The 24,808-nt window shown below is 40.4% G+C and carries 20 protein-coding genes; 15 read left to right on the plus strand and 5 right to left on the minus strand.

Features of this window, described 5'->3' with window-relative positions:
• Window positions 1-81: 81 nt before the first annotated feature.
• From M1R56_RS07350 to M1R56_RS07360, 3 genes are all read left to right on the plus strand, one after another.
• Window positions 82-8,562, plus strand: a complete 8,481-nt coding sequence (locus tag M1R56_RS07350; RefSeq protein WP_248035400.1) for an SIALI-17 repeat-containing surface protein — start codon at window positions 82-84, stop codon at window positions 8,560-8,562.
• A gap of 499 nt (window positions 8,563-9,061) precedes the next feature.
• Entirely contained in the window at window positions 9,062-9,226 is a 165-nt protein-coding gene (locus tag M1R56_RS07355) for a hypothetical protein (RefSeq protein ID WP_248035401.1), read from the plus strand.
• A 51-nt stretch (window positions 9,227-9,277) separates the two neighbouring features.
• Complete coding sequence (locus M1R56_RS07360) at window positions 9,278-9,979, plus strand: type II CAAX endopeptidase family protein (protein ID WP_248035402.1); 702 nt, start codon at window positions 9,278-9,280, stop codon at window positions 9,977-9,979.
• Window positions 9,980-10,259: 280 nt separating this feature from the next.
• Here M1R56_RS07360 and M1R56_RS07365 read toward each other — a convergent pair whose 3' ends face one another.
• Window positions 10,260-10,694, minus strand: a complete 435-nt coding sequence (locus tag M1R56_RS07365; RefSeq protein WP_248035403.1) for a DUF6556 family protein — start codon at window positions 10,692-10,694, stop codon at window positions 10,260-10,262.
• Between the two features lie 136 nt (window positions 10,695-10,830).
• Here M1R56_RS07365 and M1R56_RS07370 point away from each other — a divergent pair, with 136 nt between their 5' ends.
• The 10 genes from M1R56_RS07370 to abc-f all read left to right on the plus strand — a co-directional run bounded on the left by M1R56_RS07370 (window position 10,831) and on the right by abc-f (window position 20,944).
• Window positions 10,831-11,973: a cysteine desulfurase family protein gene (locus M1R56_RS07370; protein ID WP_248035404.1), complete on the plus strand. Its 1,143-nt coding sequence runs from the start codon at window positions 10,831-10,833 to the stop codon at window positions 11,971-11,973.
• An 8-nt stretch (window positions 11,974-11,981) separates the two neighbouring features.
• Complete coding sequence (gene thiI, locus M1R56_RS07375; RefSeq protein WP_248035405.1) at window positions 11,982-13,196, plus strand: tRNA uracil 4-sulfurtransferase ThiI; 1,215 nt, start codon at window positions 11,982-11,984, stop codon at window positions 13,194-13,196.
• Window positions 13,197-13,331: 135 nt separating this feature from the next.
• Window positions 13,332-14,156 (plus strand): alpha/beta hydrolase, encoded by an 825-nt coding sequence (locus M1R56_RS07380; RefSeq protein WP_248035406.1) that lies wholly within the window; start codon window positions 13,332-13,334, stop codon window positions 14,154-14,156.
• A gap of 21 nt (window positions 14,157-14,177) precedes the next feature.
• Window positions 14,178-14,918 carry an esterase family protein gene (locus M1R56_RS07385; RefSeq protein ID WP_248035407.1) on the plus strand — a complete coding sequence of 247 codons (741 nt, stop codon included), beginning with the start codon at window positions 14,178-14,180 and terminating at the stop codon, window positions 14,916-14,918.
• A gap of 12 nt (window positions 14,919-14,930) precedes the next feature.
• Window positions 14,931-16,097, plus strand: a complete 1,167-nt coding sequence (locus tag M1R56_RS07390; RefSeq protein WP_248035408.1) for an ATP-grasp domain-containing protein — start codon at window positions 14,931-14,933, stop codon at window positions 16,095-16,097.
• Between the two features lie 158 nt (window positions 16,098-16,255).
• Complete coding sequence (gla, locus tag M1R56_RS07395) at window positions 16,256-17,125, plus strand: aquaglyceroporin Gla (protein WP_049549116.1); 870 nt, start codon at window positions 16,256-16,258, stop codon at window positions 17,123-17,125.
• A gap of 164 nt (window positions 17,126-17,289) precedes the next feature.
• Window positions 17,290-17,820, plus strand: coding sequence for a YutD family protein (locus M1R56_RS07400; protein WP_075231930.1), 531 nt, complete (start codon window positions 17,290-17,292; stop codon window positions 17,818-17,820).
• A gap of 20 nt (window positions 17,821-17,840) precedes the next feature.
• Window positions 17,841-18,926, plus strand: coding sequence for a 23S rRNA (adenine(2503)-C(2))-methyltransferase RlmN (rlmN, locus tag M1R56_RS07405; protein ID WP_248035409.1), 1,086 nt, complete (start codon window positions 17,841-17,843; stop codon window positions 18,924-18,926).
• A gap of 1 nt (window position 18,927) precedes the next feature.
• Entirely contained in the window at window positions 18,928-19,401 is a 474-nt protein-coding gene (locus M1R56_RS07410) for a VanZ family protein (RefSeq protein WP_049549119.1), read from the plus strand.
• 1 nt (window position 19,402) lies between these two features.
• On the plus strand, window positions 19,403-20,944 hold the full coding sequence (gene abc-f / locus M1R56_RS07415) for a ribosomal protection-like ABC-F family protein (protein WP_049549120.1): 1,542 nt from the start codon (window positions 19,403-19,405) through the stop codon (window positions 20,942-20,944).
• A 53-nt stretch (window positions 20,945-20,997) separates the two neighbouring features.
• Here abc-f and M1R56_RS07420 read toward each other — a convergent pair whose 3' ends face one another.
• From M1R56_RS07420 to M1R56_RS07435, 4 genes are all read right to left on the minus strand, one after another.
• Window positions 20,998-21,801 (minus strand): peptidylprolyl isomerase, encoded by an 804-nt coding sequence (locus M1R56_RS07420; protein WP_248035410.1) that lies wholly within the window; start codon window positions 21,799-21,801, stop codon window positions 20,998-21,000.
• Window positions 21,802-21,872: 71 nt separating this feature from the next.
• Window positions 21,873-22,685, minus strand: coding sequence for an HAD family hydrolase (locus M1R56_RS07425; protein ID WP_248035411.1), 813 nt, complete (start codon window positions 22,683-22,685; stop codon window positions 21,873-21,875).
• Window positions 22,686-22,698: 13 nt separating this feature from the next.
• Window positions 22,699-23,442, minus strand: coding sequence for a DeoR/GlpR family DNA-binding transcription regulator (locus M1R56_RS07430; RefSeq protein ID WP_248035412.1), 744 nt, complete (start codon window positions 23,440-23,442; stop codon window positions 22,699-22,701).
• 84 nt (window positions 23,443-23,526) lie between these two features.
• Window positions 23,527-24,057 (minus strand): hypothetical protein, encoded by a 531-nt coding sequence (locus tag M1R56_RS07435; RefSeq protein WP_248035413.1) that lies wholly within the window; start codon window positions 24,055-24,057, stop codon window positions 23,527-23,529.
• A 179-nt stretch (window positions 24,058-24,236) separates the two neighbouring features.
• Here M1R56_RS07435 and rpsP point away from each other — a divergent pair, with 179 nt between their 5' ends.
• Both rpsP and kphA read left to right on the plus strand, forming a co-directional pair.
• Complete coding sequence (gene rpsP, locus M1R56_RS07440; RefSeq protein ID WP_000268760.1) at window positions 24,237-24,509, plus strand: 30S ribosomal protein S16; 273 nt, start codon at window positions 24,237-24,239, stop codon at window positions 24,507-24,509.
• Window positions 24,510-24,528: 19 nt separating this feature from the next.
• Window positions 24,529-24,768, plus strand: coding sequence for an RNA-binding protein KphA (gene kphA / locus M1R56_RS07445; RefSeq protein ID WP_000379617.1), 240 nt, complete (start codon window positions 24,529-24,531; stop codon window positions 24,766-24,768).
• Window positions 24,769-24,808 lie beyond the last annotated feature (40 nt).

Below are 24,808 nucleotides of genomic sequence, written 5' to 3' on the forward strand. Positions count from 1 at the left end.
GGACCCTCTAGGTCCTCTCTTTTTCTAAAGAGGAATGAGAACGCTTACCACTTGTGAGCGTATGAAAGGAAATAGGAAAAAATGGGAAAACATTTTTTTGAGAAACGGTGTCATTACAGTATACGTAAATTTACAATCGGTGCAGCTTCTGTTATGATTGGTGCCAGTATCTTTGGAGCTAGTGCGGTTCAGGCTGCTGAAACAGAAGGACCTGCAGAGACAGAAGGTACGGTAACACAAGCTCAGCCTCTTGATAAACTGCCAGCAGATATAGCAGCAGCTATTGAAAAAGCAGAAGCAAGTGCTGGAACTGTAGATGAACAACCTGCAGGGTCAGAAACTGGAGCAACTGCAGCTGAAACAACTACTCCAAAACCAACTGAAACTCCTGCTCCTAAAGAGGAAGCAGCTTCTGAGGCGAAACCAGCTGCAACTCCTGCGACTAAAGATGTAGTAGATACACCAGATGTCAATCATCTAGAAAAGGCTACTGCAACAACTTCAAACCATGAAGCCAACACACCATTTACAGCAGAAAAGGCAATTGATGGCAAACCTGATACTCGTTGGGCTACTGACCAAAACGTTGAGAAACCAACAATCGAATTTACACTTGAGAAGACAACTGTAATTAAGCATGTGGAAATTGATTGGGATCGCCGTCTTCGTGGTCAACAAAACGATCCAAATATCAAATCTTGGAATCTCTACTACGCTGGCCAGGATGATGTAAATGGTTCAGGTAACAAAGAATGGAAGTTGGCTCATCAAAGAACAGGAACACCTGTACTTGATGAAAAGGTTGACTTGAAAGAAGCTATCCAAGCTAAATACCTCAAACTTGAAATTACAGACTATCAAGCTGGTACAATGAATTGGAAAAATGTTGGGATTCAAGAAATTCGTGCCTACTCAAACATTCCAGACGCTAGCAAACCAACAGATATTCGCCAAGTCACAGAATTAGCGGTTGCTGAAGATGGGAAATCACTTGTTTTACCTAAATTACCAGGTCAAGTCAGCTTGATTGGTAGCAACAAACAGGGGGTTGTTGACCTAAATAACAAAATCTATAAACCCTTAACAGACCAAACTGTTAAGGTCATGGTCCAACAAGTCAAGGATACTCATACCTTCACAAAAGAATTTGAAGTCCTTATTAAAGGGTTACATGCAGACGAAGGTGTTGGAACCAAACCAGCAGTTGCTCCAGCAGTTCAACAATGGTATGGAACTGAAGGCAAAACTTCTATTACAGCTGATACCGTGATTTCAGTTGGCGATTCTGGATTTGGTCAAGAAGCAAAATTCTATCAGACTGACCTTGAAAGTCGTGGGCTAGAAATCGCTACAGGTGATCAAACAGCTCAAAAACGGATTGAATTTAAAAAGGTTGAAGATAAGGGGTATGGTAAAGAAGGCTATGGTATCACCATTAAAGATGGAGTTATTACAGTAGAAGCGGCGACCAACGCAGGAGCCTTTTACGCAACTCGTACTCTCCTTCAAATGGGGGAAAACGACCTACAAAACGGAGAAATCCGTGACTTCCCAAGCTTCAGTCACCGTGGCTTTATGCTAGATACAGGTCGTAAGTTTATTCCTTATGATACGCTTGTAGACATCATGCTCAACATGGCCTACTACAAGATGAACGATCTTCAGTTGCACTTGAATGACAACTATATCTTCTTAAAAGACCACTTGGCTGGTAAGAATCTTTCTCAAGATGAAGAACTGGCTTATGTTCTTAAAAATGCCAAGACAGGCTTCCGTGTAGAGACTGATGTTGTCGGTGAAAATGGTGAAAAATTAACATCTGACGAGCATTACACTAAGGAAGAAATGCAAGAAATTATCAAGTTGGCAAAAGCTTTGCATATCAACCTTGTTCCTGAAATTGACACACCAGGTCACGCTCTTTCATTTGTTAAGGTTAGACCTGATCTTATGTATAAAGGCAGTCTTAGTGACTATAGAGGTAAACACAATGTAGAACGTGTGGCTATGTTGGACTTGGACAACAAGTACGAAGAAACGCTTGCTTTTGTCAAATCAGTCTATGATAAATTGCTCGATGGCGAAGACGCACCGCTCCATGGTGTATCTACAGTTCATATCGGTACAGATGAGTACTATGGAAGTCCAGAAAGTTATCGTCGCTATGTCAATGACCTCATCAAGTATATCAAAGGCAAGGGCTTAACACCACGTATTTGGGGTTCACTCTCTGCTAAACAAGGAACTACGCCAGTTGATTGGAAAGATGTAGAAGTGGATATCTGGAGTCTGGGATGGCAACGCCCAGCAGCTGCCATTGCTCAAGGTGCTAAGATTATCAATATCACAGATATTCCAACCTATAGTGTTCCAAGCGGAAGCAATAGTCAAGGTGGTTACGGAGACTATGCAAGTTATGAGCGCCAATACAATAGTTGGACTCCAAATGACTTTACAACAGGTGGAGGACCACGCCTAGAAGCATCTAATCCAAATATCATCGGTGGTGGTCACGCTGTATGGAATGACAATATTGACCTTCACGAAACTGGACTTACTTCTTACGATATCTTTAAACGCTTCTTCAAGAGTATGCAAACAACTGCAGAACGCACTTGGGGATCTGATCGTGCAGGTAAGACTTTTGCAGAGCGTACCTTGCCAACAAGTGTTTATGCACCGCAATCTAACCCTGATAAGACAGTAGAAGAAAGCGACTTGTTCAAGATCAATCCAGAAACTATCAAAGATTATCTTGCTAAGAAAGTACAGAAGACTGAAGCAGGTTTGAACTTCGAAAAAGATAGCACTATCGAAGGTCTTGTTGGTGATGTTGGTCCTAGTCATGTCTTGAAATTGGATGTTACTGTAACTGGTGATGGTCAACAAACCTTCTCAACTAGCGGAGACAACCAACTTTATCTTGCGGATAAGGATGGCTACCTCGCTTATAAATTTGAACAATTCCATATCCAATTTAACAAGAAACTCGAGAAGAACAAACGTTATCAAATCTCTGTTGTAACCAAACCACAAGTGACTGAAGTTTATGTAGATGGTGAAAAGGTTGAACGTATTGCAAATCCTGCTTACCCTCGCTTTGCTCACAATAGTTTAGTTCTACCTCTTGAAACAATCGGTGGCTTCAAAGGAATCTTGCATAGCGCTGAGTTGTCAAATGAAGCATTTGTAAACCCACGTTTGATTCCAACGGATCACTTTACAGCTTCTGCAACGAGTCAGGAAACACCAGGAACCAATGCAGAAGGTCCAGTAGAAAAAGCCTTCGACAATGATCCAAATACCTTCTGGCATTCAAAATGGACTGGAGACCATGCTCCTTATACAGTTGCTATGAACTTGAAAGCAGCAGAAAAAGTAAATGGCTTAACCTATCTTTCACGTCCAGGTGGTGGCAACGGAGTCGTGACTTCTTACGAAATCTATGCTCAAAAAGATGGTCAAATGGTTAAAGTTGCTTCAGGAACTTGGGAAAATAATAGTAAAGAGAAGACTGTTAACTTTGATGCAGTTGAAACGGATAAGGTAGAATTTAAGGTCTTATCAGGTGTCGGTGGATTTGGTAGTGCCGCAGAAATTCAACTACTCAAGCCACTTTCTGATAGCGAATCAGAAGAGCCAGTTGCTCCAGAAAAACCAGTGACTCCAGAGAAGCCTGTAACTCCAGAAAAACCTAAAGTTGAGGAAATGGGAGATGGTACAACTGAACTTGCTGATAACTTTGTAGCTAGCAAACCTGCTAGTGACGACGTAGTTACTGCTGCAGCACAAAGTCAAGACTATCTCAAAAAAGAATACAAGGTCTTCCCAACACCACAAAAAGTAACTTATGATGAAGGTGTTACGAAACTCCATAAACAAGTCAATCTTGTCATGGGAGATCAATTAGACATCTATACTCGCAACCGCTTGAAGAGTGTTCTGCAAGATCATCAAATCTCATACACAAGCAGTCAAACAGCAGTGGCGGGTGCTACTAACATCTACCTTGGTGTTCATGGTCAAAATTCACAGGCTGAAAAAGAAGTGTCTGGAATTTCTCAAGGACTCTTTGATAAGATTGATGCCTATGCCTTGTCAATTAAGAACAATACAATCTCTATCGTCGGTAAAGACACAGATGCTGTCTTTTACGGTTTAACGACTCTCAAACACATGCTTAATGAGAGCGAGGCACCAGTCTTGCGTAATGTAACAGTTGAAGACTACGCTGAAATTAAGAACCGTGGCTTTATCGAAGGATACTATGGTAACCCTTGGAGCAATGCTGATCGTGCAGAATTGATGCGCTATGGTGGTGACTTGAAGTTGACTCAATACTTCTTCGCACCAAAAGACGATCCATACCACAACAAGAAGTGGCGTGAACTTTATCCAGAAGAAAAACTTGCAGAAATCCGTGAATTGGCACGTGTCGGAAATCAAAACAAAACTCGTTATGTATGGACCATTCACCCATTCATGAACAATCGTATCCGATTCGGAAACGATGCTGACTACCAAAAAGACCTTGAAACTATTAAGGCTAAGTTCACTCAATTGATGAACGTCGGTGTCCGTGAGTTCGGTATTTTGGCAGATGATGCTCCAAGTCCAGTTGGTGGCTACAATAGCTACAACCGCTTGATGAAGGACATGACAGACTGGTTGACTGAAAAACAAGCAACTTATGTTGGCCTTCGTAAGGAAATGATTTTTGTCCCTGGTCAGTATTGGGGTAATGGACGTGAAGATGAGTTGAAAGCACTCAACGAAAACCTTCCAACCTCGACTTCTATGACCCTTACTGGTGGTAAGATTTGGGGTGAAGTGTCAGAAAACTTCCTTTCAAATCTTAAGAATAACCTTACTGCAGGTGGTAAGACCTACCGTCCAGTTTCTCTATGGGTCAATTGGCCTGTTACAGATAACTCTAAACAACATTTAATCTTGGGTGGTGGTGAGAAATTCCTTCATCCGAATGTAGATCCTAGTCTCCTTTCAGGAATCATGTTGAACCCAATGCAACAATCTGAGCCTTCTAAAATTGCCCTCTTCTCTGCAGCTCAATATGCATGGAAACAATGGAAGTCTGAAGAAGAAGCTAAGAAAGTAAATGACATCGCCTTTAACTTTGTTGAAAACGGTAAGTTTACAGATAGCGAAGCATCAGTTGCCTTCCGTGAACTTGGTAAACACATGATTAACCAAAACATGGATGGTCGTGTTGTTAAGTTGGAAGAGTCTGTTGAACTTGCACCGAAATTGGCAACCTTCATGTCTAAGTTGAAAGCTGGTCAAGATGTCAGCGCAGAGCGTCAAGAATTGCGTGCAGAATTTGCTAAACTAAAAGCTGCAGCACAACTTTATAAAGCATCTGGTGATGAAAAGATGCGTGCTCAAATCCACTATTGGTTGGACAATACCATTGACCAAATGGATGCCTTGAGTGCTCTTCTTGATGGTACAGAAGCTATCGAAACCAATGATTCTGCAAAACTTTGGGATAGCTACTATAAGGGATTGAAACTATATGAACAGTCTCAAACTTATACCTTTCATTATGTAGACCATGATGAGAGAGCTGAGTTGGGTGTTCAACATATCCGTCCATTCTTGCTTGGCCTTCGTGAAATCCTTGCAACAGAAGTTCAAAAAGCCTTGCATCCTGACCAAGTCATTAGTACCTTTATCACAAACCGTACAGGTGTCGAAGGTGGACTTGCTGAAGTAACTGACGGAGATTTAGGAACACATGCATTAATCAAATCGCCAAACAGTATCAAGACTGGTGATTACATTGGCTTGAGATTTAATAAAGCTGTTTCAATTCAAAACTTGACCTTTGCAATGGGAACTCAAGCAAATCCTCGTGATACCTTTAACAACGCTAAGGTTGAGTATCTCAATGAAAATGATGAGTGGGTAACCCTTTCAGAACCAAGCTACACTGGTAATGAGCCTCTTCTTAAATTTGAAAATCTCAATATCAATGCTAAAGCTGTTCGCATGATTGCGACTTCAGATCGTGAGAACACTTGGTTTGCTGTACGAGAAATCGCTGTGAACCGTCCTGTAGAAGTTACTCGTGCTAAACAGTCAGCTACTTTGACTATCAGTCCAAATCTTATGTACAAGTACAACACAACAGTTGGTCAAATTACAGACGGACGTGATAATACGGAAGCTATGCTTGCAAATGCTGATCGCACTGATACAACTCCTGTTGATGGTTGGGTACAACTAGACTTGGGTGAAGTCAAACCTGTGACTAAGGTTCGTCTTGTTCAAGGATCAGGAGATAAATTGGCAGAAGGTGTTCTTGAGTATTCTACAGATGGAACTTCATGGCAAGAGTTGGATCGCTTGACTGGTGAACAAACTAAAGAAATTGAAACTCCAATTTCAGCTCGCTACGTCCGTGTTCGCAATACTAAGAACATCAACCTATGGTGGCGTATCGCTGACTTCTCAGTTGAAACACGTGCAGGCAATAGCGAATTGACTGATACAAACGTTGAAAGCTTGAAGTCAACTCCAGTTTATGATAGCCTAGGCCGTTATGACCTGCAAATTCCAAGCGGAACTAAGCTTCCAGCTCATAGCTACTTGGGTATGAAACTTGATCGTCTTCACCAAGCTGAAAGCATTCAAGCACTTGGTACAGCAAATCCATCCCTCAACTTGGAATACTCTCCAAACGCCCAAGAATGGTATTCAGCTGATCAAGTGACTGATAAGTCCTTGGTACGTTATGTTCGTCTGTTTAATAAGACTGATCAAGAACAAGCAGTGACAGCAACATCTCTACTTGTTCAGACCAAAGAAGTTCAACCAACCACACTTGATTCTACATCAATGGGAATCCATCCGACATACGGTAGAAATGATGTTCGTAAGATTAAGAACTTGGATCAATTGTTCGATGGTGTTTACAATAATTTTGTAGAATTCTCAGATTATGCTCGTAAAGATGGTCATATCACTCTTAAACTTGGTAGCGAACGTGACATCAAGAAGATTAGAGCTTACATCCAAGACGGCACTCAAAACTATCTTCGGGATGGTAAGATTCAGGTCAGTCAAGATGGTAAGACTTGGACCGATGTTGTCACTGTTGGTGACGGCGTTGCCAATGAAACTCGTGATGATTCCTTGACAGATGGATGGACACATGATTCTAAGATGCCAGGAAATCGTTACATCGAGGGTGAACTTTCAAGCCCAGTTAAAGCCAACTACCTCCGCGTTCTATTTACAGCAGACTACGATGCTCGTTTTGTAGGCTTCACTGAGTTGGTTATCAATGATGGTGAATTTGTGAAACCAATCAATGACCCAACTGTAGAAGGAAACAGCGGTGAAAGCCAAGGCAACCTTTACACTAATATTGTTGATGGTAAAGTCTTGACAAGCTACAAGGCTGAGAAAGAACAAGGTGAGCTTGTCTACCACTTGTCAGAACCGACAGATGCAAATCATATCCGACTTGTTTCAAGTCTTCCTCAAGGAGTGAAAGCTCGTGTGCTTGCTCGTACTCTGAAAGAAGATAAAGTAGATGCTTGGTCAGAACTAGGTGAGATTACCTCAAGCTTCCAAACATTTGCTGTCAGAGATAAGTCTCCATTATTGGATGTCAAACTCGTTTGGGAAGGTGGCAAACCAGAGTTCTACGAAATGACGACCTTCCACCAAGAACTGCCAGAAGAACCAGAGAAACCAGCTCCAACTACAAGTAAGGGTGATGAGCCAGCACCAGTAGTAGAAGTCCCAGAATTTACTGGTGGCGTAAATGGTGTCGAAGCAGCTATCCATGAAGTTCCAGAATACACTGAAGCTATTGGCACAGCAGGTGATGAGCCAGCACCGGTAGTAGAAGTCCCAGAATTTACTGGTGGCGTAAATGGTGTTGAAGCAGCTGTTCATGAAGCTCCAGAATACACTGAAGCTATTGGCACAGCAGGTGATGAGGCAGCACCAGTAGTAGAAGTCCCAGAATTCACAGGCGGCGTTAACGCAGTCGAAGCAGCTGTTCAAGAAGTTCCAGAATACACTGAAGTTATTGGCACAGCAGGTGATGAGGCAGCACCAGTAGTAGAAGTCCCAGAATTCACAGGCGGTGTTAACGCAGTCGAAGCAGCTGTTCAAGAAGTTCCAGAATATACAGGAGCTATTGGCACAGCAGGCGATGAAGTAGCTGTTCAGGAAGTAAGCCCAGAATTCACAGGCAGTGTCAATGGAGCAGAAGCAGCTATCCATGAAGTCCCAAAATTTACTGGTGGTGTGAATGGTGAAGCAGCAGCTGTTCAAGAAGTAGTTCCAGAATTCACAGGTGGTGTCAATGGGGCAGAAGGAGCTGTCCATGAGATTCCAGAATACACAGATGAGCAGTCTCTTGTAGCTCTTGCTATGTCACAAGATAAGACCTACCAAGCACCTGCAAGTCATCTATACAAGCTCCCAGAGACAGGTACTAAAGAAAATGCCGGCCTTGCAGCCGTTGGTGTTGTAGGAGCACTTCTTGGTATGTTTGCTATAGGAAAGAAAAAAGACGACGAATAAGATGATGTAAAAGCATCTAAGTCATAGAGATTGGATCAAGAGACTAATCTCGATTATAAAAAGCGGACAAAACTAGTTTTCTGATAAACAGAATCTGGTATTGTTCGCTTTTTCTTAAAGTGAGGAAGCTGATGGTCATTGAAGTTCTTTGACCAGAATATTTTTAACTCCTGACGAAGTCCTTAGATTGGGTTAAGTCGCAAGTCAATTTTTCTACCATTTAGGATGTTTTGATGACAATTTAAGAAAGAGCAATCTTTTCCTAGAAATAAATGCTAAACTATAATTGTTCCTAAACATGATTTAGTAGATCGGTGGTCTGGTTCAACCCTAAAAGAATAGAGCTGATCTTACAAGTTAATCTGAAGAGTATTATTAGATTGGATTTAGAGATAGCTAGTAGAAAAAAGAAAATCTGAAATTTGATGCTCTTATGTGAGCAAGACTAAGAAGTTATTCTATTCATTTATTTATTTGTAGAAAGCTTTGGGGAGTATCTATGAAATTTAATAAATATGCCTATCCCTTAGCGCAAGCCTGTTTGGGTTTGTATTTATTCGCTAATGGAGGTAGTTTGATCAATTTAGATATTGTGGTCATCCTTGTGTTATTATCCCTGATTAAGGGAGTAGAAATCTATAAAGAAGAAAGAAAACATAGGTGAGCATCGTTAGTAACTAGAGATGCTGGAGTTCAGGAAAGAAGAGGTAGTGGTTTGCAAAAGTTGAAAAATAGTTTAAAATTTGTAGGAATGATCTTACTGATTATAAATGTAAATACATTTCCCATGAGAATGCTGGCTCTCGAAGATTCTAGTTCTCTGTCCTTAAAGTGGACGACTAGTATTGGGTATTTGGTACTGGCTACTTTCTTACTAGTTGCTGTTTGGAGACAGTATAAAAAGAAAGTTCCAGACCAGCAGAAGACTCTTAAATTTACCTGGAAGGATTTTGGAATAGCCCTTTTATTTTATGTGGCTACTCGACTAGTAGCGATTGTAGGTACTCTCCTGATCCAAGTGGTTACTGGAAATCCAACATCCGCTAACGATGCTGCCTTGCTGGCCACAAGTGAGCAGGTCACTCGAGTTTTTCCTCTGTTTTTCATCGCCTTTCATTTTGCAATTGGTATATTTGCTCCAATCATGGAAGAATTAGTATTTAGAGGATTCTTCAGCCACTATTTTTTTAAAGAAGATCAAAAGTGGTTGAAATTGCTAATAAGTTCTGCGATTTTTGGCTATCTGCATATGTTTTATCCGATAGAGTTTGTAACTTATTTTTTACTGGGAGTGATATTTTACTTAGCCTATGCTCGTAGAGGGAATATCCTTGATTCCATAGCTGTTCATTTGCTAAATAACGGAGTGCTGGTACTGGTATCTATTCTAAACTATCTATTTTTAGTTTTTAGCTAATACTCTTCGAAAATCTCTTCAAACCACGTCAGCGTCTCCTTGCCGTATATTTGTTACTGACTTCGTCAGTTCTATCCACAACCTCAAAACAGTGTTTTGAGCAACCTGCGGCTAGCTTCCTAGTTTGCTCTTTGATTTTCATTGAGTATAAAATATATTCAAAAAATGATTGGTTTAAAGGCTGATCATTTTTCTGTTGCAAAGATCAACTTTTGCTGATAAATGCTGAAGATAGCAATAAAAAACCAGCGATTCAATCACTGGCTGTTAGATCGTTCTTTTAGGAAGCTCCATTAGTAGTAGACGTTTTTGTATCTGTTGTTTGAGTGCTAGAAGAAGGAACAGTCGGTTGTTCTTGTTTACTGCTAGTATCTTCTTTCTTACTTTCTGCACTGCTACTAGATTGAGTTGTTGTTTCTTCTTGTGTGTTTTCTTTTGTAGAAGTATTGTCCTTGTTTGGAGTAGTATTGTCCTTGTTTGGAGTAGTATTCTCTTGAGGGGATTCCTTTTGAATCTCTTTTATGACTGTTGTCTGGGTTGTCGTAGTTTCTTTTTTAGAGTTATTGTTGTTATTATTCATAGCATTCATGATGGTGATACTTGCAGTAATCAGCCCTAGAATACTACCGATAGTAGCAATCGTTTTTTGAAAAACAGTAAATCCTTTTTTGATGTGTTCTGTTTTGGGTTTTGATGTTCTACGATAATTAGACATAATATCTCTCCTTTACTAAAATTCATTATACCGAAAATCTTTAAAAAAAACTTAAATGAACCTGAATTGCCTTTCTTGTCGCCTGAACTGTTTCGTGATACAATAGAAGGAGTGATTTTAGAAAGCGTGAGAAACCATGATTTACTTTGATAATTCGGCAACGACTAAGCCGTATCCAGAAGCACTTGAAACCTATATGCAGGTCGCTTCGAAAATTGTAGGTAATCCATCCAGTCTCCATCGTTTGGGAGACCAGTCTACCAGAATTTTAGAAGCTTCTCGTCAACAGATTGCAGATTTGATTGGCAAGAAAAGCGAGGAAATTTTCTTTACATCTGGTGGGACTGAAGGGGATAACTGGGTTATCAAAGGGGTTGCATTTGAAAAAGCGCAATTTGGTAGACACATCATCGTATCAGCTATTGAGCACCCAGCAGTCAAGGAGTCAGCCCTCTGGCTCAAGACTCAAGGTTTTGAAGTGGATTTTGCACCAGTTGATGAAAAAGGATTTGTAGATGTAGAGGCCTTAGCAGGTTTACTTCGTCCTGATACCACACTAGTTTCCATCATGGCAGTCAACAATGAGATTGGCTCCATCCAGCCCATCCAAGCTATTTCAGAACTATTAGCTGAAAAACCAACCATTTCTTTCCATGTTGATGCTGTTCAGGCTTTGGCAAAAATACCAACAGAAAAGTATTTGACAGATCGAGTTGATTTTGCAACCTTCTCTAGTCATAAGTTCCACGGAGTTCGTGGTGTTGGCTTTGTCTATATCAAGTCTGGTAAGAAAATTACACCGCTTTTAACTGGTGGTGGCCAAGAGCGCGACTATCGTTCCACAACTGAAAATGTAGCAGGGATTGCAGCGACAGCCAAGGCACTACGTTTGGCTATGGAGAGATTAGACTTATTTACTAGTAAAACGAGTCAGATGAAGGAAGTCATCCGTCAAGCTCTACTTGAATATCCAGATATTTTTGTCTTTTCAGGTGAGGAAAACTTTGCGCCTCATATTCTGACCTTTGGGATTAAGGGAGTTCGTGGTGAAGTCATTGTTCATGCCTTTGAAGACTATGATATTTTCATTTCTACAACGTCAGCTTGCTCGTCCAAGGCTGGTAAACCTGCTGGGACTCTGATTGCTATGGGCATTGATAAGGATAAAGCCCAGTCAGCAGTTCGTCTCAGTCTAGACCTAGAAAATGATATGAGTCAAGTTGAGCAATTTTTGACTAAACTAAAATTAATCTACAATCAAACTAAAAAAGTAAGATAGGAGCATTCATGCAGTATTCAGAAATTATGATTCGCTACGGAGAGTTGTCAACCAAGGGTAAAAACCGTATGCGTTTCATCAATAAACTACGTAATAATATCTCAGATATCTTGTCCATCTATCCTCAAGTTAAAGTGACAGCAGACCGCGATCGTGCCCATGCTTATCTGAATGGGGCAGATTATGAACCGGTGGCAGAGTCACTCAAGCAAGTTTTCGGGATTCAAAACTTTTCTCCAGTATATAAGGTTGAAAAATCTGTAGAAGTTCTGAAATCTGCTGTCCAAGAGATTATGAAGGATATTTACAAGGAAGGTATGACCTTTAAAATCTCTAGTAGACGCAGCGACCACAACTTTGAACTCGATAGTCGTGAACTCAATCAAACGCTTGGTGGAGCAGTTTTTGAAGCTATTCCAAACGTTCAAGTCCAAATGAAAAATCCTGATATTAACCTTCAGGTGGAGATTCGTGAAGAAGCAGCCTACCTTTCATATGAAACCATTCGAGGAGCAGGTGGTTTACCAGTTGGAACTTCTGGTAAAGGTATGCTCATGTTGTCAGGTGGGATTGACTCACCTGTTGCTGGTTATCTAGCTCTAAAACGTGGTGTAGATATTGAGGCTGTTCACTTTGCTAGCCCTCCTTACACAAGTCCAGGTGCCCTCAAGAAAGCGCAAGATTTGACCCGTAAATTGACTAAATTTGGTGGGAATATCCAGTTTATCGAAGTGCCATTCACTGAGATTCAAGAAGAGATCAAGGCTAAAGCTCCAGAAGCCTATCTGATGACGCTGACTCGTCGCTTTATGATGCGCATTACAGATCGTATCCGTGAGGTCCGAAATGGTTTGGTCATCATCAATGGTGAAAGTCTTGGTCAGGTGGCTAGCCAAACCCTTGAAAGTATGCAAGCTATCAATGCGGTGACCAACACACCAATCATTCGTCCAGTTGTAACTATGGACAAGCTAGAAATCATTGATATTGCGCAAGATATTGATACCTTTGAAATCTCTATCCAGCCATTTGAGGACTGCTGTACCATTTTTGCGCCCGATCGTCCCAAAACAAATCCGAAGATTAAGAATGCGGAGCAATATGAAGCACGTATGGATGTCGAAGGCTTGGTTGAGAGAGCAGTAGCGGGAATTATGATTACTGAAATTACACCTCAGGCTGAGAAGGATGCAGTCGATGAGTTAATCGATGATCTCCTTTAATCAGAAAATCCAGAGGAAAAGATAAAATAAGTAAAAAAAGTTAGTTTATTGTCTTAAATTTGGACGGAAACTGACTTTTTTTCTATTTTTATGATATAATTAGATAAAATTTTGAATATAGAGAGTTTTCTGACAATGAATCAATCTTATTTTTACCTGAAAATGCGAGAGCATAAATTAGTGGTTCCCTACACAAGTAAGGAGCGCCGCGTTCGTGTTCTCCTCCCAAAAAACTATGAAAAAGACACGGATAGAAGTTATCCTGTGGTGTATTTCCATGATGGACAAAATGTCTTTTATAGTAAGGAATCTTACGTTGGACATTCCTGGAAGATTATTCCTGCTATCAAGCGAAATCCAGATATCAGCCGTATGATTGTTGTGGCTATTGACAATGATGGACTTGGACGGATGAATGAGTATGCAGCTTGGAAATTCCAAGAGTCTAACATTCCCGGTCAGCAGTTTGGTGGGAAGGGAGTTGAGTACGCAGAGTTTGTCATGGAAGTGGTTAAACCCTTTATCGATGAAAACTATCGCACAAAATCAGACCGTAAACACACTGCCATGATTGGATCTTCACTTGGCGGCAATATTACCCAGTTTATCGGCTTGGAGTATCAGGATCAGATTGGGTGTTTGGGAGTTTTCTCATCAGCCAACTGGCTCCACCAAGAGGCCTTTGATCGCTATATGGAGCGAAAAAAACTATTGCCTGACCAACGTGTCTTTATCTATGTTGGTACGGAAGAAGCAGACGACACAGACAAGACGCTCATGGCTGGCAATATTAAGCAGGCCTATATCGATTCTTCCCTTCGCTATTATCATGATTTGATAGCGGGAGGAGTGCAGTTGGAAAATCTCTCACTCAAGGTTCAGGCTGGAGCCATTCACCATGAAGTGCCATGGTCAGAAAATCTACCAGCTTGTCTACGATTTTTTGCAGAAAATTGGTAAATAGTATAAAGGAGACAGGATATGAATATTGAACATCTTAGCCACTGGAGTGGTCATCTTAACCGTGAAATGTACGTCAATCGTTACGGACACGCAGGTATCCCAGTTGTTGTCTTTGCGTCCTCAGGTGGTAGCCACAATGAATACTATGATTTTGGCATGATTGATGCATGTGCATCCTTTATTGAGGAGGGCCGTGTTCAGTTATTTACACTTTCAAGTGTCGATAGCGAGAGCTGGCTTGCGACATGGAAAAACGGTCATGACCAAGCTGAAATGCACCGTGCTTATGAGCGATACGTTATTGAAGAAGCTATTCCTTTTATCAAGCATAAGACGGGCTGGTTCGATGGCATGATGACGACAGGTTGCTCTATGGGAGCTTACCATGCTCTCAACTTTTTCCTCCAACATCCGGATGTCTTCACCAAAGTGATTGCCCTTAGTGGTGTCTACGATGCACGTTTCTTTGTTGGTGATTACTACAATGATGATGCCATCTATCAAAATTCACCAGTAGACTATATTTGGAATCAAAATGATGGCTGGTTTATCGACCGTTACCGTCAAGCTGAAATCGTGGTCTGTACGGGGCTAGGTGCTTGGGAACATGATGGCCTACCTTCTTACTACAAGTTAAAAGAAGCCTTTGACCAAAAACAAATTCCTGCCTGGTTTGCAGAATGGGGACATGATGTCGCCCATGACTGGGAATGGTGGCGCAAACAAATGCCTTATTTCCTAGGTCACATGAGTCTATAAAAGGAGTCGCTTATGAATTATCTTGTAATTTCACCCTATTACCCACAAAATTTCCAACAGTTTAGTATTGAACTAGCCAATAAAGGAATCACAGTTCTAGGGATTGGGCAAGAACCCTATGAACAACTAGATGAACCATTGCGCAATAGCTTGACTGAGTATTTCCGAGTTGATAATCTTGAAAATATCGATGAGGTTAAACGTGCAGTTGCCTTTCTTTTTTTTAAACATGGTCCAATTGACCGCATTGAATCACACAATGAATACTGGCTAGAGTTGGACGCTGCCCTTCGTGAACAATTTAATGTCTTTGGTGCCAAACCAGAAGACCTTAAGAAGACTAAGTTCAAGTCCGAAATGAAGAAACTCTTCAAGAAAGCTGGAGTTCCAGTTGTGCCAGGTGCGGTGATTGAAACAGAAGCAGATGTTGATAAAGCTGTGAAAGAAATCGGCCTTCCTATGATTGCCAAACCTGACAATGGAGTGGGAGCTGCCGCAACCTTCAAACTTGAAACAGCAGATGATGTCAATCACTTTAAGGCCGAATGGGACCACTCAACCGTTTATTTCTTTGAAAAATTTGTCACCTCTAGTGAAATCTGTACCTTCGATGGTTTGGTAGATAGAGATGGGAATATCGTCTTTTCTACGACCTTTGACTATGCTCACACACCTCTCGATCTTATGATTTACAAGATGGACAATTCCTACTATGTTCTCAAAGATATGGATCCAAAATTGCGAAAGTATGGTGAGGCTATTGTCAAAGAATTTGGCATGAAGGAACGTTTCTTCCATATTGAGTTCTTCCGTGAGGGTGATGACTATATCGCTATCGAATACAATAACCGTCCAGCGGGTGGCTTCACCATTGATGTCTATAACTATGCCCATTCTTTTGACTTGTATAAGGGATATGCAGCGATCGTTGCGGGTGAAGCATTCCCAGCTTCTCAATTCGAGCCTCTATACTGCTTGGCGACATCACGTCGTGCCAACGCCAACTATATTTATTCAGAAGAAGACTTGCTCACCAAATATGGTCACCAGTTCAAGGTCAAGAAAATCATGCCGGCTGCCTTTGCTGAATTGCAAGGAGACTTTCTCTATATGCTAACGACGTCAAGTCGTGAAGAAATGGATCAGATGATTAAGGACTTTGGTCAGCGTCAAGAATAATTAAAATTTTGACTTAACAAACTCTCTTTGTTAGGTCTTTTTTGTAGACTTGAAATAAAAGCGTTTTCCCGCAGGATTCTTTTAGAAAATCTGTTGCTAAAAGGCTTAAAAATTGATAGAATAGGGATTGTCTAAAAAATATTAAGGAGAATCTATCAATGGATTTCGCATGGGCAGTCAAATATGCCACTGAATTTTTGGGAACAGCCATCTTGATCATCTTGGGAAATGGTGCAGTTGCCAACGTTGAACTTAAAGGTACGAAAGGTCACCAAAGTGGCTGGCTCGTTATCGCTGTTGGTTACGGTATGGGGGTTATGATCCCTGCCTTGATGTTTGGTAATGTTTCTGGTAACCACATCAACCCAGCCTTCACTCTTGGTCTAGCAGTTAGCGGACTTTTCCCTTGGGCACAAGTAGCACCATACATCGTTGCACAAGTCTTGGGAGCAATCTTCGGACAAGCCTTGGTTGTTGCAACTCACCGTCCTTACTACTTGCAAACTGAAAAAGCAAACAATATCTTGGGGACTTTCTCAACAATTTCAAGTTTGGACCACGGTACAAAAGAATCACGCTTTGCAGCAACAGTTAACGGTTTTATCAACGAGTTCGTTGGATCATTCGTTCTCTTCTTTGCAGCACTTGGTTTGACAAAGAACTTTTTTGGAGCTGAAGTCCTCCAATACATGAAACAAATGGCAACTCAAGCTGGTCAAAATGTTGACTTCTCTGATTTGGCAATTAAAGCTCAAGTAGCGCCTCATACAGCATCAGGACTTTCTGTTGCTCACTTGGCACTTGGTTTCCTAGTAATGGCTTTGGTTACTTCACTTGGAGGACCTACAGGACCTGGTTTGAACCCAGCTCGTGACTTTGGACCACGTCTCCTTCATGCCTTCCTTCCAAAATCAATCCTTGGTCAACACAAGGGTGATTCAAAATGGTGGTATGCTTGGGTACCAGTAGTTGCACCGATTGCAGCTGGTATTGCAGCAGTAGCACTTTTCAAATTACTTTATCTATAATCACTCAAAACTGGGAGACCCCAGTTTTTTCTTGTCTACGAAAGTCGAGTTTTTGGATAGAGATTCTTAAATCGTCAGACTTTTTTCATTTTAATGCTAAAGGTGAAAATGTGGCGAAAATATGGTAAAATAGAGTGTTAAGAAATCGTTGAAAAAGGAAAATTATGCGTAAAGAGATTGCACCTGAATTATACAATTACAATAAATTCCCTGGTCCAGAGTTTCGTGTGACTGGATCTAGGGTCGAGGCTGAAGGTTTTGCTTTTACCTTGGTTGAAAATAGCAAGGATGCTTTTGATGTAACGGCTTTTACTCAACGTTTTTCAGAAGTTTTGACTAAGTTCGACTATATCGTAGGAGACTGGAGTAATGAACAGTTGCGCTTGCGAGGCTTTTATAAGAATGAACGCGCTGAAGAGTCTTTAGAAAAAATCAGTCGCTTGCAGGATTATCTACTAGAGTACTGTAGCTATGGTTGTGCCTATTTTGTCTTAGAAAACCAAGTGCCTAAGCGGGCGTCCTTCGACCAAAAAATGCGCAAAAAAGAGGAAGAAAAAGATTCTCGAAAAGGAAAGAAACCTTCTCAAAACAAGAAAAGAAATCATACAGATAAAAGAAATAGACGACGTTCAAAAGAACAAAAATCCCAGAAAGAAGACAAGGGGCAGCGTCATTTCGTCATTCGTCAGAAGTGAGTAGAAAATAAGGAGAAAAGATGAAATCGTCGATTTATAGTTTAACACGTCAAGGAATGCAAGAGTGGGTCTTGGAGCAAGGAGAAAAGAAATTCCGTGCTGATCAGATTTGGGAGTGGCTCTACCGTAAACGTGTCCAATCATTTGAAGAAATGACTAACTTATCTAAGGATTTGATTGCCAAACTCAACGAGCAGTTTGTAGTCAATCCTTTAAAACAACGTATCGTTCAAGAGTCAGCCGATGGTACTGTCAAGTACCTCTTTGAGTTGCCAGATGGTATGCTAATTGAGACAGTGCTTATGCGTCAGCACTATGGTTTGTCAGTCTGTGTAACCACTCAGGTAGGATGCAATATCGGTTGTACCTTCTGTGCATCAGGCTTGATCAAGAAGCAACGTGACCTTAATAATGGGGAAATCGTCGCTCAGATTATGCTGGTTCAAAAATATTTTGACGAGCGTGGCCAGGACGAACGTGTTAGTCATATCGTAGTTATGGGAATTGGGGAACCATTTGATAACTACAATAATGTCTTGAACTTCATCCGTACTATCAATGATGATAAGGGAATGGCAATCGGTGCTCGTCATATCACAGTATCAACTTCTGGCTTGGCTCACAAGATTCGTGAGTTTGCTAATGAAGGCGTACAGGTTAACCTTGCTGTTTCTCTTCATGCTCCAAACAATGAACTGCGTTCAAGCATTATGAAGATTAACCGTGCCTTTCCGATTGAAAAACTCTTTGCAGCTATCGAGTATTACATCGAAACAACCAATCGCCGTGTAACTTTTGAGTATATCATGCTCAATGAAGTCAATGACGGAGTAGAACAAGCACTTGAGTTGGCAGAATTGCTTAAGAACATTAAGAAATTGTCCTATGTCAACTTGATTCCTTATAATCCAGTTAGTGAGCATGACCAGTATAGCCGAAGCCCTAAAGAGCGTGTCATGGCCTTCTATGATACACTCAAGAAAAAAGGTGTCAACTGTGTCGTTCGCCAGGAACATGGTACAGATATCGATGCGGCTTGTGGACAGTTGCGTTCAAATACCATGAAGCGTGACCGCCAAAAAGCAGTAGCTGAAGTAAATCCATAAGATGAATCGAAAAACATTACTAAGCCTGGGAATCGTGTTATACAGTCTTTGTATCGTCTGTTTTTGTTTTACTCCCCAGCCTCAACTTCCTACAGGAGTGGAAACTCCAGGTATTCAAACTTTTGGACGCCTGGTTTTTCTTTTGACGCCTTTTAACTCTTTGTGGAACCTGGGTGAAGTAACCAGCTTTTTACAGCTCTTTTGGATATTTTTGCAAAACGTCTTAAATGTCCTCTTGCTCTTCCCTTTAATTTTCCAGCTTCTCTATCTCAATCCTAAATTAAGAAAAACGAAGAAAGTGATTTTGTTTAGCTTTTTATTGAGTTTGGGAATCGAGTGTACACAGCTAGCTTTAGACTTTTTCTTTGATTTTAATCGGGTCTTTGAGATTGATGATTTGTGGACCAACACTTTGGGTGGCTACCTAGCTTGGATCCTCTATAAACTACTACATAAACACAAGATAAGGAATTAAAATGAGTATCTTAGAAGTTAAAAATTTGAGTCACGGTTTTGGTGACCGTGCGATTTTTGAAGACGTGTCCTTCCGTCTCCTTAAAGGTGAACACATCGGATTAGTTGGTGCTAACGGTGAAGGAAAATCAACCTTTATGAGCATCGTAACTGGTAAGATGTTACCTGATGAAGGTAAGGTGGAATGGTCTAAATATGTGACTGCAGGCTACCTTGACCAGCACGCTGTGTTAAAAGAAGGCCAAACCGTGCGTGATGTCCTTCGTACTGCTTTTGATGAGTTATTTAAGGCAGAAGCACGTATCAATGAACTCTACATGGAAATGGCAGAAGAGGGCGCTGATATTGATGCCCTAATGGAAGAAGTCGGCGAACTTCAGGACCGTTTGGAAAGTCGTGACTTCTATACCTTGGATGCTAAGATTGACGAAGTCGCGCGTGCTCTTGGTGTTATGGATTATGGGATGGATACAGATGTAACAGCCTTGTCAGGTGGACAAAGAACCAAGGTACTTTTAGCCAAACTTCTTCTTGAAAAGCCAGATATCTTGCTTTTGGATGAGCCTACCAACTATTTGGATGCTGAGCATATTGACTGGCTCAAGCGTTATCTGCAGAACTATGAGAATGCCTTTGTCCTTATTTCGCACGATATTCCATTCCTCAATGATGTTATCAATATCGTATATCACGTTGAAAATCAACAGTTGACTCGTTATTCTGGAGATTACTACCAGTTCCAAGAAGTCTATGCTATGAAGAAATCGCAGCTAGAGGCAGCCTATGAACGTCAACAGAAGGAAATTGCTGACCTCAAGGATTTCGTAGCCCGTAATAAGGCGCGTGTCGCAACTCGTAACATGGCCATGTCTCGCCAGAAGAAATTGGATAAGATGGATATCATCGAACTTCAAAGCGAGAAACCAAAGCCGTCCTTTGATTTTAAACCAGCTCGTACACCTGGACGCTTTATCTTCCAAGCCAAGGACTTGCAGATTGGTTACGACCGCCCACTTACAAAACCATTAAATCTTACCTTTGAGCGTAATCAGAAGGTTGCTATCATCGGTGCCAATGGTATCGGTAAAACAACCCTCTTGAAGTCTCTTTTGGGTATTATCCCGCCAATTGCTGGGGAAGTTGAACGTGGGGACTATCTAGAACTCGGTTACTTTGAGCAAGAAGTGGAAGGTGGCAATCGCCAGACACCACTAGAAGCAGTCTGGAATGCTTTTCCTGCACTTAATCAAGCAGAAGTTCGTGCAGCCCTTGCCCGTTGTGGTTTGACAACGAAGCATATCGAAAGCCAGATTCAAGTTCTATCAGGTGGAGAACAAGCTAAGGTTCGTTTCTGTCTCTTGATGAATCGTGAAAACAATGTTTTGGTGCTAGACGAGCCTACCAACCACTTGGATGTGGATGCCAAGGATGAGCTCAAACGTGCTCTGAAAGAATATAAAGGCTCTATCCTTATGGTTTGCCACGAACCAGACTTTTATGAAGGCTGGATGGACCAAATCTGGGATTTTAACAACTTAACTTAAAATGAGAGTAAAAGAAATACAGTACCTAACGAGGATACTGTATTTTTTGGTTTTTAAGATTTAAAATCGTAGTCCTTAACAATTTCAATGCTGTCGATAGTGATAGCAGTAGTTGGTTTATCTTTTTCGTCTTTTTCAGCCTTGGCAATCTTGTCAACAACATCCATACCATCGATGACTTGACCAAAGACAGGGTGCTTACCGTCTAGACTAGGGTTACCACCGTCTTTGTAGGCTTCAATAATTTTCTTTGGATAGCTACTTGTAGGCAGTTTGGCAGAAATGTCTGTTGTATTTTGGTTGATGAAGAACTGGCTACCATTGGAATTTGGTTGGCCAGTATTAGCCATGGAGAGAGAACCACGGATGTTATAGAGATATGGAGAGATTTCGCTCTTGAAACCAGTTCCATGGTCTTTAGTCTTGTCCTTATCGTGCCAGATGGATTCGCCACCTGTACCATCTCCTTTTGGATCACCAGTCTGAACCATAAAGCCATCAATCACTCGGTGGAAGGTAACGCCATTGTAGTAGCCTTCCTTAGCGTGAGTTAGGAAATTTTCAACCGCAAGAGGTGCTAGCTTTGGAAAGAGTTTGATACGGATATCTCCTTGACTTGTATGGAGAATGACTTCAGCCTCGTCTTCAGCAACTTCTTTAGATAGTTGTGGGAAATTGGCATTTTCATTTGTCAAAGCGTCTTTAAGATCCTTGGCAGATTGGGCAGCTGCTTTGGAACTTTCTTCAGCAGCCAAGCTAGAATCTACATAGTCATCCCCTCGGAGACTACGTTGAATACTGCTACATCCAGCAAGGGCAAAAGTTGAGATTAATAGAAGTGTTGCTATTTTTTTCATGGTAATCCTTTCAAAAATCATTTCTACCATTGTACCCTAATTGAAAGTGGATTTCAAATATTAAATTGTGATCATTCCGATAGTACATACAATTTTATGGCCTTACTTACCCCATTTTGATCATTAGAATCTGTTACTTTATTTGCACAGACTTTAACATCCGTAGGAGCATTTCCCATTGCAACACCAAGTCCAGCGGTCTCAATCATTGGAATATCGTTATAATTATCTCCAATACTCATAATTTCAGTAAGTGATAGTTGATAATAGTTGGCTAATTCTAACAGAGCTTGTTTTTTTGAGACTTGATTGTGTGTGACTTCAAGATAGTTATCCTTCGAAAGGTAAAAGTCAGTTTGAGGGAAATCCATGGTTGCTAATGTCTCTTTAAGTTTCTGGATAGTAGCTGCGTTATCTATTAGTAAAAGTTTATGAATAAGATTCTTTTCTTCCTGAAGAAAATCTGCTAGTGAAGTAACTTTTGGGCTCTCTCCAGTAATCTGTGCTTCAATTTCTACCCATTTATCTAAAGTATTTACGTACCAATCTTTTCCAGAATAAACATTAATTGAAACTGTCGGAAATTCTTTTTTTAAAAAATCATGTAGTAAGAGTAATTCCTTTTTATTAATAGTATGCTGACTCAGAATTTTATCTCCTTTACTAATGAGAGCACCATTATAACTTGCAATTGGAAAATCTGTGATTCCAAGTTCTTTCGAAATTGGAGCTATACCAAGAGGAGAGCGAGCAGAAGCTAGAACAAAAGGGATGTCACTTTGTTTCAAAAGTGGCATCAGTTCTATCAAATGAGAATCTAATTGGTGATTTTTATCCAAAATAGTGCCATCAATATCACTTATGATTAACTTTATTACTGACATATGTTTCTCCTTTTTAAAATAGAATAGTTGTTTTACCATCTAAAGATTGTTGAATTTCTATGTCGGGTTCTTTGTCTGTAATCCAATAATCAAAATCAGTAAGTTCGGAAAGAATATAATGAGAGTGTTTGTTTATCTTGCTGGTTTCAGCTAACAAGACGCGAATTTTACTGGTTTTAAATGCTCTTTTTTTCATTAGAACATCTTCTTGATCCTCAAAGCTAACTTGTCCGTCTGAAAGACTAGCTGCACCCAAAAATGCTAAGTCAAATTTAATTCTATTCAAAGATTCGGATTCTTCTAATGAGTAATAGAAACGATTCTTTTTATGAAATCGTCCACCGATAATGTGAAAATCGACATTTTCGTTTTCTCCTAAGACCAGTGCATTATCCAATGAATGGCTGAAAATAGTAACTTTTTTATCTGTTATTTTTGCTAACTCAAGTACAGTTGTTGAAACATCATAGAAAATTAATTGTGAATCAGAAATAAGTTGGGTAGCTAAATGAGCAATTTTCTCTTTTTCTTTGGAAGACTGTTCTGCTCGACCTTTATAACCAAGAATCCTTTGCTTTTGGATTGGCAATAAACCTCCGTGAGTTCGTTGCGCTCGCTTTTCCTTTGCAAGAATGGAAAAATCTCTCCGGATGGTATCCTTGGATACTTGGAAATAGTCAACCATTTCTCTTGCCGATAGACTTCCTCTCTCTTCTAAAAGTTTTATGATTTCTTCTAATCGTTGTTCTTGGTACATAGGAATTCCCCCTTTTAATACTAATATACCTCTTTCGTAAGCGATTGTCAATAATTGTAATGTTTTATAAGTGTTTTAAATGATTTACAAAAAAATCAACCTGTCTTGGTTGATTAAAGATTCTTCTTTGAGTGCCTGTTCTCCTTTTGGAGTTAGTCTATAACCGTGAATCGAAAAGTGACTAGCTAATTCCTCTTCTGAAAAATGCTCATGAAGGGCTTGATCCAAGTCGGCAGCCTTCATTTTAGAAAGTCCAGTAACTCCCTTCTTCTTCAGGATATTTTTTTTCATGGTGCTATTTAGGTGGTCAAGCGAGTCAAAAGCAGTTTCGACAAGAGCATAGCCTTTTTCAACAAGCGTTTCTATATGTTTTGGGGCGTCAATGCCATAAGTGTACTCGAAGTATTTAGGAAACCAAGTTTCTGTGGTAAAGGTACCAAACTGAATTCGCCAGAGGAGGATAATATCTCCTGCCAGGAGATTGTCTTCTAGTAGTTCCATATTTCGTTTTGGGACAGGCTTGGGATTTAGTAGCCAAGCCTCTATATCACGATCAGGAGAGATATAAGGTTTGACTTGATGGTCTTTGTAAATATTCTCTAGACTAGTATTCATAAAGTTTCTCTTTCTAATTTATACCTACTAGTCTAACAAATTTCTAAAAAATTTAAAAATTTTAAAGTCTGTCAAGTTTTTTTCTTGACACCTCTTAGAAATCTGCTATAATAGAACATGTGCTAAATGGCTCAGCTATTTCACCAAACTAAAAAAATAAAAGAAAAGAGATATTAAAAATGGCAGTAAAAATCCGTTTGACTCGTATGGGTTCTAAGAAAAAACCTTTCTACCGTATTAACGTAGCAGATTCACGTTCACCACGTGACGGACGTTTCATCGAAACAGTTGGAACTTACAACCCACTTGTTGCTGAAAACCAAGTAACTTTGAAAGAAGACCGCGTTCTTGCATGGTTGGCTGATGGAGCTCAACCTTCAGATACAGTACGCAACATCCTTTCAAAAGAAGGCGTATTGAAGAAATTCCACGATTCTAAATTCTCTAAATAATTCTAAAGTAGGTTGACAGATGGATACGATTGAAAATCTCATTATTGCAATTGTGAAACCTTTGATTTCACAACCAGATGCCTTAACTATCAAGATTGAAGATACACCAGAATTTTTGGAGTATCATTTGGATCTTGACCAAAGCGATGTGGGTCGTGTGATTGGTCGTAAGGGTCGCACTATCTCTGCGATAAGAACGATTGTCTACTCTGTCCCAACTGAAGACAAAAAAGTAAGAATCGTTATTGACGAAAAATAAGAAAAGCGGGACGGATGTCTCGCTTTTTTTGCAAGGAGCA

It is taken from the genome of Streptococcus sp. oral taxon 431, assembly GCF_023115445.1.
GTDB lineage: Bacteria > Bacillota > Bacilli > Lactobacillales > Streptococcaceae > Streptococcus.

What these genes read in the sequence shown, in the direction of transcription:
- rlmN (WP_248035409.1), top strand. Translation starts at nt 17,841, where the DNA reads ATGAAATCGTCGATTTATAGTTTAACACGTCAAGGAATGCAAGAGTGG.
- M1R56_RS07400 (WP_075231930.1), top strand. Translation starts at nt 17,290, where the DNA reads ATGCGTAAAGAGATTGCACCTGAATTATACAATTACAATAAATTCCCT.
- kphA (WP_000379617.1), top strand. Translation starts at nt 24,529, where the DNA reads ATGGATACGATTGAAAATCTCATTATTGCAATTGTGAAACCTTTGATT.
- M1R56_RS07365 (WP_248035403.1), bottom strand. Translation starts at nt 10,694, where the DNA reads ATGTCTAATTATCGTAGAACATCAAAACCCAAAACAGAACACATCAAA.
- M1R56_RS07350 (WP_248035400.1), top strand. Translation starts at nt 82, where the DNA reads ATGGGAAAACATTTTTTTGAGAAACGGTGTCATTACAGTATACGTAAA.
- thiI (WP_248035405.1), top strand. Translation starts at nt 11,982, where the DNA reads ATGCAGTATTCAGAAATTATGATTCGCTACGGAGAGTTGTCAACCAAG.
- M1R56_RS07390 (WP_248035408.1), top strand. Translation starts at nt 14,931, where the DNA reads ATGAATTATCTTGTAATTTCACCCTATTACCCACAAAATTTCCAACAG.
- M1R56_RS07435 (WP_248035413.1), bottom strand. Translation starts at nt 24,057, where the DNA reads ATGAATACTAGTCTAGAGAATATTTACAAAGACCATCAAGTCAAACCT.
- M1R56_RS07425 (WP_248035411.1), bottom strand. Translation starts at nt 22,685, where the DNA reads ATGTCAGTAATAAAGTTAATCATAAGTGATATTGATGGCACTATTTTG.
- abc-f (WP_049549120.1), top strand. Translation starts at nt 19,403, where the DNA reads ATGAGTATCTTAGAAGTTAAAAATTTGAGTCACGGTTTTGGTGACCGT.
- M1R56_RS07385 (WP_248035407.1), top strand. Translation starts at nt 14,178, where the DNA reads ATGAATATTGAACATCTTAGCCACTGGAGTGGTCATCTTAACCGTGAA.
- M1R56_RS07420 (WP_248035410.1), bottom strand. Translation starts at nt 21,801, where the DNA reads ATGAAAAAAATAGCAACACTTCTATTAATCTCAACTTTTGCCCTTGCT.
- gla (WP_049549116.1), top strand. Translation starts at nt 16,256, where the DNA reads ATGGATTTCGCATGGGCAGTCAAATATGCCACTGAATTTTTGGGAACA.
- M1R56_RS07370 (WP_248035404.1), top strand. Translation starts at nt 10,831, where the DNA reads ATGATTTACTTTGATAATTCGGCAACGACTAAGCCGTATCCAGAAGCA.
- M1R56_RS07410 (WP_049549119.1), top strand. Translation starts at nt 18,928, where the DNA reads ATGAATCGAAAAACATTACTAAGCCTGGGAATCGTGTTATACAGTCTT.
- M1R56_RS07380 (WP_248035406.1), top strand. Translation starts at nt 13,332, where the DNA reads ATGAATCAATCTTATTTTTACCTGAAAATGCGAGAGCATAAATTAGTG.
- M1R56_RS07430 (WP_248035412.1), bottom strand. Translation starts at nt 23,442, where the DNA reads ATGTACCAAGAACAACGATTAGAAGAAATCATAAAACTTTTAGAAGAG.
- M1R56_RS07355 (WP_248035401.1), top strand. Translation starts at nt 9,062, where the DNA reads ATGAAATTTAATAAATATGCCTATCCCTTAGCGCAAGCCTGTTTGGGT.
- rpsP (WP_000268760.1), top strand. Translation starts at nt 24,237, where the DNA reads ATGGCAGTAAAAATCCGTTTGACTCGTATGGGTTCTAAGAAAAAACCT.